General features: G+C 61.0%; 13 protein-coding genes. 8 read left to right on the top strand and 5 right to left on the bottom strand.

Going from position 1 to position 11,922, the window contains the following annotated elements; genetic code table 11:
* Nucleotides 1–79 precede the first annotated feature (79 nt).
* On the top strand, nt 80–1,525 hold the full coding sequence (locus ABIT76_13475; protein MEO7934158.1) for a hypothetical protein: 1,446 nt from the start codon (nt 80–82) through the stop codon (nt 1,523–1,525).
* A gap of 50 nt (nt 1,526–1,575) precedes the next feature.
* Here the strand turns inward: ABIT76_13475 and ABIT76_13470 are convergent, their stop codons facing one another.
* Nucleotides 1,576–3,870: a PAS domain S-box protein gene (locus ABIT76_13470; GenBank protein MEO7934157.1), complete on the bottom strand. Its 2,295-nt coding sequence runs from the start codon at nt 3,868–3,870 to the stop codon at nt 1,576–1,578.
* A gap of 254 nt (nt 3,871–4,124) precedes the next feature.
* On the opposite strand from ABIT76_13470, the gene ABIT76_13465 reads away from it, so the two are divergent.
* From ABIT76_13465 to ABIT76_13450, 4 genes are all read left to right on the top strand, one after another.
* Nucleotides 4,125–4,583, top strand: coding sequence for a BON domain-containing protein (locus ABIT76_13465; protein MEO7934156.1), 459 nt, complete (start codon nt 4,125–4,127; stop codon nt 4,581–4,583).
* 44 nt (nt 4,584–4,627) lie between these two features.
* Nucleotides 4,628–5,173 carry a DUF3341 domain-containing protein gene (locus ABIT76_13460; GenBank protein ID MEO7934155.1) on the top strand — a complete coding sequence of 182 codons (546 nt, stop codon included), beginning with the start codon at nt 4,628–4,630 and terminating at the stop codon, nt 5,171–5,173.
* Nucleotides 5,174–5,176: 3 nt separating this feature from the next.
* Nucleotides 5,177–5,590 (top strand): hypothetical protein, encoded by a 414-nt coding sequence (locus ABIT76_13455; GenBank protein ID MEO7934154.1) that lies wholly within the window; start codon nt 5,177–5,179, stop codon nt 5,588–5,590.
* Nucleotides 5,591–5,697: 107 nt separating this feature from the next.
* On the top strand, nt 5,698–7,728 hold the full coding sequence (locus ABIT76_13450) for an ATP-binding protein (protein ID MEO7934153.1): 2,031 nt from the start codon (nt 5,698–5,700) through the stop codon (nt 7,726–7,728).
* Here the strand turns inward: ABIT76_13450 and ABIT76_13445 are convergent.
* The gene (locus tag ABIT76_13445; protein MEO7934152.1) at nt 7,709–8,101 is read right to left on the bottom strand and encodes a carbon starvation CstA 5TM domain-containing protein; all 393 of its coding nucleotides are present in this window, start codon (nt 8,099–8,101) and stop codon (nt 7,709–7,711) included. The two genes, ABIT76_13450 and ABIT76_13445, sit on opposite strands and share 20 nt — an antisense overlap.
* 6 nt (nt 8,102–8,107) lie before the next feature.
* Complete coding sequence (locus ABIT76_13440) at nt 8,108–8,461, bottom strand: carbon starvation CstA family protein (protein ID MEO7934151.1); 354 nt, start codon at nt 8,459–8,461, stop codon at nt 8,108–8,110.
* A 40-nt stretch (nt 8,462–8,501) separates the two neighbouring features.
* Here ABIT76_13440 and ABIT76_13435 point away from each other — a divergent pair, with 40 nt between their 5' ends.
* The 3 genes from ABIT76_13435 to ABIT76_13425 are packed head-to-tail and all read left to right on the top strand — an operon-like array spanning nt 8,502 to nt 10,152.
* A complete protein-coding gene (locus ABIT76_13435; protein MEO7934150.1) occupies nt 8,502–8,816 on the top strand; it encodes a DUF3820 family protein in 315 nt (104 codons plus the stop codon).
* A complete protein-coding gene (locus ABIT76_13430; protein MEO7934149.1) occupies nt 8,813–9,556 on the top strand; it encodes a TIM barrel protein in 744 nt (247 codons plus the stop codon). Before ABIT76_13435 ends, ABIT76_13430 begins: the two co-directional genes overlap by 4 nt.
* The gene (locus ABIT76_13425; protein ID MEO7934148.1) at nt 9,553–10,152 is read left to right on the top strand and encodes a uracil-DNA glycosylase family protein; all 600 of its coding nucleotides are present in this window, start codon (nt 9,553–9,555) and stop codon (nt 10,150–10,152) included. Before ABIT76_13430 ends, ABIT76_13425 begins: the two co-directional genes overlap by 4 nt.
* On the opposite strand, the gene ABIT76_13420 is transcribed toward ABIT76_13425, so the two are convergent.
* Both ABIT76_13420 and ABIT76_13415 read right to left on the bottom strand, forming a co-directional pair.
* Nucleotides 10,149–11,066: a universal stress protein gene (locus ABIT76_13420; GenBank protein MEO7934147.1), complete on the bottom strand. Its 918-nt coding sequence runs from the start codon at nt 11,064–11,066 to the stop codon at nt 10,149–10,151. The two genes, ABIT76_13425 and ABIT76_13420, sit on opposite strands and share 4 nt — an antisense overlap.
* Nucleotides 11,067–11,149: 83 nt before the next feature.
* A complete protein-coding gene (locus tag ABIT76_13415) occupies nt 11,150–11,767 on the bottom strand; it encodes a hypothetical protein (GenBank protein MEO7934146.1) in 618 nt (205 codons plus the stop codon).
* Nucleotides 11,768–11,922: the final 155 nt, after the last annotated feature.

The raw sequence follows: 11,922 nt of genomic DNA, 5'->3' as shown, positions 1-11,922 counted from the left end.
CGTTATGTTCGATGAAAGTTGAAAATACCCCCGAATCTCTTCGACCAAACTCCGCGCGCAGCCTACATCTGGCATTCTCATGAACACCGTCGATCCCGCTGAGTTTGAGAAACTGAAAGCCGAAGTTGCCGAGTTGCGCACGCTGCTCAACGGCATCCTCCACATCACCAAGGACGACGAGGGAAAAATCACCCGCCGCGCCATCACCTGCAACGATCTCCACACGCACAGCCTGAACATTCTCGACCAGGAACGCCGCACCCTCGCTTACTTTGGAGTCGCTGACAGCGGACCCTATCTCGTTTTTCGCGGCGACGACGAGAAACGCCGGCTAGTCCTCCGCGCCGCGGAAAACTTTGGCGAAATCACCCTTTACGGCAACGACGGGCACGCCACCGTCCACATGCAGACCGATCCCGATGGGCACGGCAACCTCCTCGTGCATTCGCCCGGCGGCATTCCACGGGCCGGCATCAAGGGCATCGCCGACGCAGGAGTCGTGAGCGTCTGCGCACCGGACGGCTCACCGCGTGTCGTCATGCATTCCGGCAACGAAAAAGGCGAGGTCGGCATCCTCAACGCCGAGATGCACATGATCGCCCGCATGAGCACCACCAACGAAAACGCCGGCACCATTGGCGTCACCAGCGCAGAGGGCGACCGCGCCATTATCCTCATACCGTCGCCCTCCGGCAACGGCTTGCTGCTTTATCCGCCGGGCAGCAAGGACGCTGGCATCACTCTCATGGCCTCGAAGAGCGGCAGCATGGTTTTCATGGGCGAGGACGCCGGAGATCGCGGTGGCAACGGCATCAGCATGATGGCCCTGCCCGACGGCAGCGGCAACATGCGCTTCGGCACCGGCGAGAGAAAGGTCGTCCTCGAACTCGGCAGCGACGCAAATGGCGGCCTCGTGGAAATCACCTCCACAAAAACCGGGGCCATGGCCCAGCTCCATATCAAAAACGAGTCGGGTCACATCGAACTCACCCACGGCAGCGGCAGCGGAAAAGCCGTTGTCACCGCCACCGCAAACGGCGCCGGCTTCGTCGCCAGCGGAGGGGAACACCGGGCAGCGTTGCAAGTCAGCGCCGAGGGCGGCTCCTTTTTCCTCTCGCACCAGGAGCACATCCAGGCCGTCATCGGACCCACCGCCGACAAAAACCACATCGGCTTCCTCCTCACCAACCCCGACAACACCCCCGCGATCAATCTCTACGCTGGACCCAACGGCGGCGTCGGCCTCTTCGCAGGCAGCGACGGTACCACGCAACTCGGCCTCGGCACCGGCGAGGAAGGCGGACGCCTGACGGTTTTAAGCGAACTCGGCATCGAGCGCGCCACTTTGCAAAGCAAGCTCGACGGCGGCGGTCTCAACCTGAAATGGGGCGGCACCAACGGCCTCATCGCCGGAGCCACCGAGGCGGGCGGTTGCATCGTCGCCTACGATCAGGACGGCAAAACCATCGCCACACTCCCCAGCCCCGACGACATGCCCGACTCCGGGTGGGATGAGAAAGATTAGAACCTAACTCGACTGCCACTCCCTGGAAAGCAGTCGCCCGGCTTCGACTCTCAATCCTTCGGATGCAGCAACTGGTGCAGCGTCTGGAGGAGGGTCTCGGCGTTGTAGGGTTTGGGCATGAAAAACTTCACCCCCATCTCGGCGACCTCGGCTTCCATGGTTTTCGAACTCGACCCGCTGGCGATGATGATCTGCACCTGCGGATCGAGCCGGAGCAACACGCGCACCGTCGCCGCGCCACCCATCACGGGCATCATCATGTCGGTCAGCACGACGGCGATCTCGCCCGCGTGCTGCGCATAGGTGGCCACACCTTCCGCGCCGTCGCTCGCGCTGAGCGTGCGATAGCCGAAGGCGGCCAGCGTTTCCCCGGTGATGGAGCGGATGGATGCCTCGTCGTCGATGATGAGAATAAGCTCGCCGTTGCCACGGGGGAGATCCAATGGAATGGCCGGGTCTCCTATTTCAATGGGGGCTATTTCGGCAGGCAGAAAGACTTGAAACGTGGTGCCCTTACCCGGCTCGCTCTGCACGATGACGAAGCCGCCGTGATTTTTGATGATTGAGTCGGTCGTGGAAAGCCCAAGCCCGGTGCCGTGGCCGAGTTCCTTGGTGGTGAAAAACGGCTCGAACATCCGCGCGACGACCTCGGGTGCCATGCCGATGCCGGTGTCGCTGACTTCGAGTGCGACGTAGGAGCCCGGGTGGCAGGTGAGCTGCGTGGCGGCAAATTGTTCGTCGATCTGGCGATTGTGCGCGCTGATGCGCAGGCGTCCGCCAGCAGGCATCGCGTCGCGGGCATTCACGCAGAGATTCAGCAGCACCTGGTGAAACTGCGTTTTGTCGCCCGGCATATTCCACGTGTCCTCGGGAGCTTCGACTTCGATGGTGATGGATTTGGGAAACGTCTCGCAGGCGATGGTTTCGAGGTCGCGAACGAGTTGGATCGCACTCACCGAGCCGCGCCGTCCCTCGATGCCGCGGGCGAAAAAGAGCACTTGCCGCACGAGGTCCACTCCGCGCTGGCCGCTCATTTCCATGAGGTTGAGAATGTTGATGTCCTGTGGATCGGTGGCGCGGACTTTCATGAGATCGACGCCCATGATGATGGGGCCGAGGACGTTATTGAGGTCGTGCGCGATGCCGCCGGCGAGGGTGCCGATGCTGCCCATGCGCTGGGCGCGAAAGAACTGGACCTCCATCTGTTTCTTTTCGGTGACGTCGGTGTTGATCACCAGCACGGCCTGCGGCTCGCCCGAGTCGTTGCGCAGGAGAGTCCAACGGGCTGCGACGAGCACCTGACCGCCGGTCTTGGTGAGCTTGCGTACTTCGCCAACCCAGTCGCCGTCCAGCAGCGTGGCGTCGAAGGCCTCGTGGTAAATGACTGGATTCTCGTAGAGCAATTCCGGGGCTTTGCGGCCCAGAGCCTCCTCCGCTGTCCAGCCGAAGACGCGCTCGGCGCTTTTGTTCCAATACGTGATATCGCCCTCGAGATTCTGCACGACGATGGCGTCCTGCGCGTGGTCGAGCAGGGCGGCCTGCTCCCGGATCTGGTCGGCGGCCCGGCGTGCCTCGGTGATGTCCGCCGCCTGCACGACGCGGGCGGTGACGCCATTGAAGGTGATCGCCTGGTCGGCGATTTCCACGATGATGATGGTGCCGTCTTTTTTGCGATGGCGGCGCGTGGCCTGGGGCAGATAATCCGAGTCGTTTTTCATGGAGGAAAACGACTGCAACAGCTCGGCCACGTCCTCGGGCAGGCGCAAATCCCGCAGGCTCATCGCGAGATATTCTTCGCGGGTGTACCCGTATTCGCGCACGGCCATTTCGTTCACGGCCAGATAATTCAGCGTCTTCGGATCATAGACCCACATCGGCAGCGGGCTCCGGTCGAAGAGCACCCGGTGGCGCTCCTCGCTTTCGCGTAGCGCGATAGTGGCGGCCTGGCGTTCGCGGCGAAGGATCGACGCAGCGAGTTCGCGTTCAATGGCCGGGACGATGCGTTCGATGTTGTTTTTGAGAACGAAATCATTCGCGCCCAGCCGCATCGCCTCGACCGCGACTTCCTCGCCCGCCTGGCCCGAAACGACAATCGCCGTGAGCGTGTCGCCCGTCTCGCGAAGGATGCGCAACGTCCGCCGCGCGTCCAAGTCCGGCATGGAGTAATCGCAAAAAACCACGTCCCATTCCTTCGAGACCAGCGCCTTGCGCAGGGCGGTCTCGGTCTCGACCCGCTCCCAATCCGGCTCATAACCGCCGCGCTTTAAAGCCTCAATCAAGGGTGTCGCATCCTCGTTGGACTCGGCGACGAGGAGGGCCCGGAGAAGTTGGGGGATGACTTTCATGCTGATCTAACAGCGACGGCTGATGGGGTGCAGAGTCATAAGAAAACGGGACAAAATCAGGAAGCTTGGTTCCAGACGCCGAGGAGCATGACGCCAGTGCTTATTTATAGCCAGCAGGAAATCCATTAAGTCGCAGAAAAAATCCGCAGCCGCTTCTAACCATTAAAAAATTCGCGCTCATACAACCGGATCGCGCGGAGACATCGTTACCTAGGCAGGCGAGCGACGTTCGTTTGCCCAACCCCACATCACCCATGAAAACTCTCTTGAGCACTCTGGTGGCCCTGTCTCTGGTAGGCGTCGTTTACGCCGAGGACAACACCAACAAAGCCGTTCCCACCACCAATAGCGATACCACCGCGCCCGGCGTTTCCAGCGCGGATAAATCCGCCGAGGACCAGCCGGACGCCCCTAAGGACAAGGACAACACCGCGCAAAACCAGCGCGACAAATCCGGCGAAACGCTCACGCCCGAGGACCAGTCGAATACGCCCGAGGACATCCAGCTCACCGCCGCCATTCGCCGCTCGCTCGTGAAGGACGACGCCCTTTCCATGAACGCCAAGAACATCAAAGTCATCACCATTCAGGGCGCGGTGACCCTGCGCGGCACGGTCAATTCCGAGGACGAGAAAAACAAAATCGCCGCCACCGCCAAGGGCGTTCAAGGCATCAAGGAACTGAAGAACGAACTCGAAGTCAAAAAGGACTAACTCCATTCAACCCCAACTCCAATCCAACTAGAAAAACTAACATTATGAACAAGGCAGTATTCGGCATCGCCAAAAACTTCGACCAGGCCAACACCATCGTCATCGATCTCCAGGAAAGCGGATTTCCCACGAGCGACATCTCCATCCTCGCGCCCGACACCGAGGGCCGGCACGACTTCGGTCACGTCAAGGAAACCAAAGCCCCCGAGGGCATCGCCACCGGAGCCTCCACAGGTGGCGTGATCGGCGGGGTTCTCGGTCTGCTTGCCGGCATTGGCGCGCTCGCCATTCCCGGCGTAGGCCCATTCATCGCCGCCGGTCCGATCATGGGAGCGCTCAGCGGACTCGGCATCGGCGCGGCCACCGGCGGCATCGTCGGCGGACTCGTCGGGGCGGGCATCCCGGAGTTTGAGGCGCGTCTCTACGAGGAGAAATTAAAGAATGGCCACTACCTCATCTCCGTCCACGCGCACGACGACAAGGAGCTGGAGCGTGCGAAGGAGTTGTTCAAGAACGACGGCGCTGAGGACATTTCCACGACCTACATGCACAACGTCGAAAAGAACGATCGCATCACCACCAATAGCTAGCGCATGGACAACGAGCAACCTCATCTCGACCGCTTCGAAGTGCGCGGTGCCGGCGCGGGAGAAATCAGCCGCGAAACCATCGAAACCCGCGCCGGGGAACTCGCCCGCATGGACGGACGCGGCACTTGGAACGAGATCGACCTGCAAACCGCTACTCAGGAACTCGGCGGCACCTGGCACCCGAGCATCGAGCCCGAAGTCGTCGATCCGGCGCTGGTCGATCTCGCAGCCTGGGACGAACCGCCCACGAGCAGCGGGACGGCGGTTCCCCGGACGCCACTGGAGAACGAGAGTAGTTTTTCGGAGATTCTCGTGCAGGAAGGCGTCGAGGAAGCCGAGCACGAGCGCCGTCTCGTCGCCGAGGATGATCTGGCGAGCGAGGAGCGGGAAGTCGAGTCGGCGGACGATGCGGATTGAACCGGGCTCACTTTACATTTCTTGCAAAAAACTAGACGAATCTAGCTTCCAGAGTTAGGTGTCAGTCGATTGGAGCCAGACCTGGTCCATTCGACCCTGACTCCCCCATGGAAGAATTTTTTCGTAAGCTGTTCGATACGACTGACTTTCCAGCCCGCTGGCATTGCGGAAACTGGTCCGACTTCCTCGGCTGGCTTTACATACTTTCCGATCTCGCCATTTTCGCGGCCTACGTGGCGATCCCGCTGGCTATCGTTTTCTTCATTTTTGTCCGGCGGCAAAAAATCGTTTTCCCGACGCTCTACTGGTTTTTCGCCGCGTTCATCCTTTCCTGCGGGCTCACGCATCTCATCGACGCCACGATCTTCTGGCATCCGTGGTATCGCCTGTCGGCCTTGGTAAAATTCATCACCGCGCTCGCCTCGTGGTCCACTGTCATCCTCATTTTGCGCTCGCTGCCCCACGCGCTGGCATTGCCGGGAGCGGCCCTGCTAAACAACCAGTTGAAGCGCGAAATCGAGGAACGCAAACGCGCCGCCACCGCGCTCCAAGCTTCCACGACCCAGCTCAAACTCGCCATGGAGCACTCGCGCCTCGGCGACTGGAGCTGGAATCCGGCGACCGATCTTACGGTGTTTTCGGAGCGCGGCTGCGAAATCTTTGGCCTGCCGCCGGGCAAGATCGAGACGTGGGCGAATATTCTCACCAAGCTGCATCCCGACGATCGCGAGCGCGCCGTTCTCGCTGTGCAAACTGCCGTCGAGCAGCACGGCGATTACGACATTGAGTATCGCGTTCTCCACGACGGCGGACGCGAGGCCTGGGTCTCCGCCCGGGGCCGGGCCGAGTACGATTCCGATGGGAAAGTCACCGTCATGCTCGGCACCGTGCAGGACATTACCGAGCGGAAACTTATCGAGCACGAACGCGAGCGCCTTCTCGCCGGAGAACGCCACGCCCGCTCCGAGGCCGAGCGCGCCGGGCTCATGAAAGACGAATTTCTCGCCACGCTTTCGCATGAGTTGCGCACGCCGCTCAACGCCATTCTCGGCTGGACGCATTTGCTAAAAAACGAGACCGACGAGGAGCAGCGCCAGCAGGGACTCGCCGTTATCGAGCGCAACACCCGCGTGCAAAGCCAGCTCGTGGACGACTTGCTCGACATGAACAAAATCATCACCGGCAAGATCGGCCTCGTCGTTCAGCGCATCCATTTGCGCGACGTGATCCAGGCCGCACTCGACTCGGTCCGATTGTCCGCGCAGCCAAAGAACATTACCTTCGAAGCGCACCTCGACGCCAACGCCCACCTCGTGATGGGCGACCCGTCGCGTCTCCAGCAAATCATCTGGAACTTGCTCACCAACGCGATCAAATTCACGCCCGTCGATGGCCGCGTCGAGATCCGCCTGGAGAACGCCGGGGACAGTGTGGAAATCAGCGTCACCGACTCCGGAGCTGGAATCTCGCCCGAGTTTTTGCCGCACGTTTTCGACCGTTTCCGGCAGGCCGATTCGTCCATCACCCGCAAACACGGTGGACTCGGACTCGGCTTGGCGATTGTCAAAAATCTCGCCGAAATCCACGGCGGCAGCGTCTCGGCGGAAAGCGCTGGCGACGGCCTCGGCTCCACCTTCCGCCTGCGCCTGCCCGCCGCCTCGGAAGAAACCAGCCGCACCTCCATGTCCGAGCTGGCTTCCAGTCCACTCGTCGAACCGGTAGCAGCCCTGCCAAGGCCGTGGGCGGGTCTGGATCGGACGCGCGTTTTGCTGGTGGAAAACGACGCCGACTCGCTGGCGCTGCTCACGCAAGTTCTAAAAAAAGAAGGTGCCACGGTTCACGCGACCGGCTCGGGAGCGGAGGCGCTGGCCGAACTCGAGAAGCGGAGTTTCGACCTTATCATCAGCGACATCGGCATGCCGGAGATGGACGGTTTCGCGCTCATTGAGAAGCTGCGTCGCTGGCCTGCGACCAAAAATGGAGCGATCCCGGCGATAGCGCTCACGGCCTTTGCGCGGCCCGAAGATCGCGACCGAGCACTCGCTTGTGGCTTTAATGTTTTCCTCTCGAAACCGGTCGATCCCACGGATTTGCTGAACGTCGCCAGCCGCTGCATCGCTACTCCGCCAGAGCGCTGAGCCGCACGGACGGGCTCTCGTTCATCGGCGAATGCAGGCCGCCGGTGAGGAGTCGAATCCAAGTCCACGCGCAGCCGGTGATTACGATCAAAGTCGCCAGCAAAAACCCGGCGGTGACCACGGCGTCGATCCGATAATTCAAGGCGACGGTCGCCGCTTTCAAGTCGCCGATCTTTTGCAGATTCAGATTTGCGCCCGCCAGAAATCCGATTCGCGGATCAGGCGAAAACAATTTCTCCCAGCCTGCGGCGAACGTCACCGCGACCATGAAAACGAGCGGTACTAACGTCACCCAGAGATAACGCGTCTTCCCCATTTTGATGAGCAGCGTGGTGCCAAGGCAAAACGCTAGTACGGCGCGTTCCGGCGTCAATCGTGGTTAGAATGAACAACGCCTCGAACATGATCGCGAAGTGATACCCACGAGCGGACCCGGACCGGCAATCGCCGCGAAGTGGTGGCCGAAAACCATCCAGCGATGCGTGGGCACGAAGTCTTTCCCATCGCGCAAACGCACCGCTGGCGGCGCGCGGTGTTCATCGACTTCGAGCACTTTCACGGCGAGCCATTTGCTGTGGAAACGGTAGGCGATCATCATCGTGCAAACGCCGGCGACGACGAGCCAGACGGCGTTGATCGTTTCGCCGCGATGCAGCGCCAGCAGGCCGACGGCGAAGAGCGCCGCGAGCGCGACTAACATCCATCCGAGCGAACGAAATATCCGGGGAAACATCGCGTTACTTTGCGGCAAAACCCATTAGGATTGAACTCGAATGTCGCTCGAAGAAAACATCGCCGACTGGATTCGCGAAGATCTTTCCGAGATCATCGGGGGGCGCATGCCGTTCGGGAAATTTGGCCCGAAATTTTTCCCGCCCGTGGGCGTGCCGCTCTACGATCTCCCCGTGGAATACCTCGAGTGGTTTGCGAAAAAAGGCTTTCCGAAAGGACGCCTCGGCGAGCTGCTGAAGATCGTGCACCAGCTCAAGGTCGATGGCTGCGATGAGATTTTCGATGCGACGCGAAGACGACGGGGCGGTCGAACCTCGTTGCGCCCGGCGTCAGAAAAGCCCATGATCCATCCATGATTCTGCCCGGCCTCTGCTCTGTTACTTTTCGCCAGTTTGAACCGCAGAAAATAATCGAACTCGGCTCTGCCGCCGGCCTGCGCGCCATCGAGTGGGGAGGGGACATTCACGTGCCGCATGGCGACGAGGACGCGGCGAAACGCGTGCGCGATCTCACCGCCGCCGCCGGACTCCAAGTGTCCTCCTACGGCTCGTATTATCGCGCGGCGGGCACGGATGTGAGCTTCGACGCGACCCTGCGCAGCGCCGTCGCTCTGGGCGCAAAAACGATCCGTGTCTGGGCGGGTAACGTGCCTTCCGTTGAAGCGTCGCCGGAACTCGTCGCGTCGATTGTGGACGACCTGAAAACCTGCGTCGCTCTGGGCGCGGAGAACGATGTTTCCATCGCGCTGGAGTTTCACGACGGCACGCTCACCGATGGCAATGAGGCCGCGCTGCGCCTGCTCGACGCCGTGCCCGGAGTCTCGATCATCTGGCAGCCGAAGACGCTTTTCGACGTGGACTATCGGCGCGAGGGATTGGAAAAACTGCTGCCGCGCGTTAGCAATCTCCACGTTTTCCAATGGGCGAAAGATTTCTCGCGCCTGCCGCTGGCCGACGGCGCATCGGAATGGAAGTCGTATCTGGTGCTGGTGAACACCCTGCCGGGCGACCGGTTTGCGCTGATGGAGTTTGTCGCCGCCGACTCTCCGGAAGCGTTCCTCGCCGACGCCGCCATTTTACTCCAACTCCTCTCGTGAGCGACCTCCAGGAGCTCGTCGAGAGCATTCGCGCCTGCACGCTTTGCCCGAAAATGATCCGCCCCGGCGTCTCCGGCGGCGCGGTTTTTTCCAAGGTGATCTCCGTCGGCCAGGCACCCGGAACGAAGGAGCCGCTAGCCGGCAAACCCTTCGCCTGGACGGCGGGCAAGACGTTGTTCAAGTGGTTCTCCGAGAGCTGCGGCGTGGACGAGGAGGAGTTTCGGCGGACGGTTTACATGGCGGCGGTCTGCCGTTGTTTTCCGGGCAAGACGAAGCAGGGTGGCGACCGCGTGCCCGATCCACTGGAAATCGCCACCTGCCGCCGCTGGCTGGAGGGCGAGTTCGCGATTCTAAAGCCGAAATTGATCCTCCCCATCGGCAAGCTGGCGATCCGGCAATTTCTCCCCGAGTCGCCGTTGTCCGAGACGATTGGGAAAAGTTTCCGGGTCGATCTGCCGAGCGGAAAGGTGGACGTGATCCCGCTGCCGCATCCGTCCGGCGCTTCGCCGTGGCATCGCATGGAGCCGGGCAAGACCTTGCTCCAAGAGGCGCTGGCTCTCATCGCGAAGCACCCGGCCTGGAAGAATCGAGTCTAACTCGACCGTGCCTTTTTATCGCGCATCACCCACAGATTGCAGGGGATGACTTGATAGAGCCAGTCGAGGCTCGGGCTCAGCACCGGGTCCGATTTTCCCGGCATCCCGGTGGGCACCACGAGCAGATCGGCACCGATGGACTGAAGATGTTCGCAGGCGGCAAATCCGGTGTTTCCGCGAATGCAGAGCGTCTCCACCGGCACATCGAGCGGCGTGGAATCGAGGACAAATTGATCGAGCCGCTCGTCGGCATTTCCCTGGAACCCGGAGCTGCGCAGACGATGCTCGTCGAAAGTCGTGAGCACCTGGATTGCGGTGACTTTTTCCGCACCGCGCATCTTCGCCACTTGCACGGTCTGGCGCAACGCCTCGGCAGAAGTCTCGCTGAAATCCACCAGCACCGCCGGGCACTGGAGCGATTGGTGGGTTTCCTGCGGCTGCAAAAAGAGAAACAAATCGAACGGCGCCTCGGCGATGAGCTTGCGCGCGATGTCATTGGCAAACGGCCGGTAGCCCGTGCCGCCGTCCGCCGCTCCCTGCACCGCGCCGGCCACCACCAGATCGCAGCCAAACTCCGCCGCCAGCTTGCAAATCATCGTCGCCGGATCGCCCGGGGCCCAATGGATGATCGTTTCCGCCGCCAGTTTCAACTGCGCGAGGCCGTCGGCAATGCGCGACTTTTTCTCCGGCGTCTCCTCGCCCACGTGAATCAACTGCAACTCGCCCCTGAAATATTCCGCAATCCGCCCAGCCTCGCCGAGAACAGCGTGGAAGCGTGGCGAAAAAGTCGTTGCGGCGGCGATGGAGCGATACATGGGAGACGCGCAAACGGTCGCACCAGCCTCGCCGGTCGCCAAGTCAAATGAATCCAAAGCACCCGCGCTGTCCTCAAAAATGTTGGCTGCTGAAGACATGGCAGATTGGACAGTCCGGACCACCTCTTGTTCAAAGCGGACGGGCGCTATCCGCCGACGTTCGTTTCTGGAAATGCTTCTCGTTAGCGATTGCTAAATCTTGCCCTCAGATACCGGTCGCGTTCTGCCGTAAAGACGTAGCTCGGCGCGTAGCTCACATACTTTCCGTTCTCTCTCCAGCCTATAAATTTGAATCCGGGTTTCGGCGTTGACCGCAGCACCACCGTCCTGCCGACCGTGTGATACGCCGAACGCGAGACCCGCCCTTTGCTGGAGGGACTGGCCAGCGCTCGAATGAAAAATCGGGGCTCCCCCAGGATCGTCACCGTGATTGTGCTCGGCGTCCCCACGGTGTAATTGCCCACCAGCAGCCCCGTGTCGATCGTGATCAGAAACGTCTTATCGACGACGCTGCCTGTATATTTGATAAACAGCGGCAGCTCCAGATTTCCCGCCGTGCCCTGCGTGTCGAAGTTGCCGTATTCCTCGTAGTCCCCGCTGTTCGTGGTCACATCTTGAAATCGGAACGCCACCAAGTCGGCCGTGAACGCGGAACTCGGCAGCGGATTGCCAGTCACTTGAAAGGGAACCGTCACCCTCCCATCGTGCTGGCTAAAAGTGATGCTCGTATTCACAAAGGCCACCTGCGTGCCGAGGTTGGTGGGAGTCGTATTCCCGCCTGCGTGTAAAAGACCCGGCATGCACACAAACCAAGCGAGACACCACAGGAGGAGATTATTTTTCATGGCCCAGCGTGGATATTGACTCGGACACGGTCAATTCATTCCGGTAAATATAATTTCTCGCCCCATCACCTGGCCCGCGCGCCACCCCGCAGTTGCCTCCCGCCGCAAAA

The organism is Chthoniobacterales bacterium, from assembly GCA_039930045.1.
Classification (GTDB): Bacteria; Verrucomicrobiota; Verrucomicrobiia; order Chthoniobacterales; family DASVRZ01; genus DASVRZ01.
The sequence above is the reverse complement of the archived record's forward strand: the minus strand, read 5'-3'. Positions and strand labels throughout refer to the sequence as shown.

What these genes read in the sequence shown, in the direction of transcription:
- ABIT76_13475 (MEO7934158.1), top strand. Translation starts at nt 80, where the DNA reads ATGAACACCGTCGATCCCGCTGAGTTTGAGAAACTGAAAGCCGAAGTT.
- ABIT76_13470 (MEO7934157.1), bottom strand. Translation starts at nt 3,870, where the DNA reads ATGAAAGTCATCCCCCAACTTCTCCGGGCCCTCCTCGTCGCCGAGTCC.
- ABIT76_13465 (MEO7934156.1), top strand. Translation starts at nt 4,125, where the DNA reads ATGAAAACTCTCTTGAGCACTCTGGTGGCCCTGTCTCTGGTAGGCGTC.
- ABIT76_13460 (MEO7934155.1), top strand. Translation starts at nt 4,628, where the DNA reads ATGAACAAGGCAGTATTCGGCATCGCCAAAAACTTCGACCAGGCCAAC.
- ABIT76_13455 (MEO7934154.1), top strand. Translation starts at nt 5,177, where the DNA reads ATGGACAACGAGCAACCTCATCTCGACCGCTTCGAAGTGCGCGGTGCC.
- ABIT76_13450 (MEO7934153.1), top strand. Translation starts at nt 5,698, where the DNA reads ATGGAAGAATTTTTTCGTAAGCTGTTCGATACGACTGACTTTCCAGCC.
- ABIT76_13440 (MEO7934151.1), bottom strand. Translation starts at nt 8,461, where the DNA reads ATGTTTCCCCGGATATTTCGTTCGCTCGGATGGATGTTAGTCGCGCTC.
- ABIT76_13435 (MEO7934150.1), top strand. Translation starts at nt 8,502, where the DNA reads ATGTCGCTCGAAGAAAACATCGCCGACTGGATTCGCGAAGATCTTTCC.
- ABIT76_13430 (MEO7934149.1), top strand. Translation starts at nt 8,813, where the DNA reads ATGATTCTGCCCGGCCTCTGCTCTGTTACTTTTCGCCAGTTTGAACCG.
- ABIT76_13420 (MEO7934147.1), bottom strand. Translation starts at nt 11,066, where the DNA reads ATGTCTTCAGCAGCCAACATTTTTGAGGACAGCGCGGGTGCTTTGGAT.
- ABIT76_13415 (MEO7934146.1), bottom strand. Translation starts at nt 11,767, where the DNA reads ATGCCGGGTCTTTTACACGCAGGCGGGAATACGACTCCCACCAACCTC.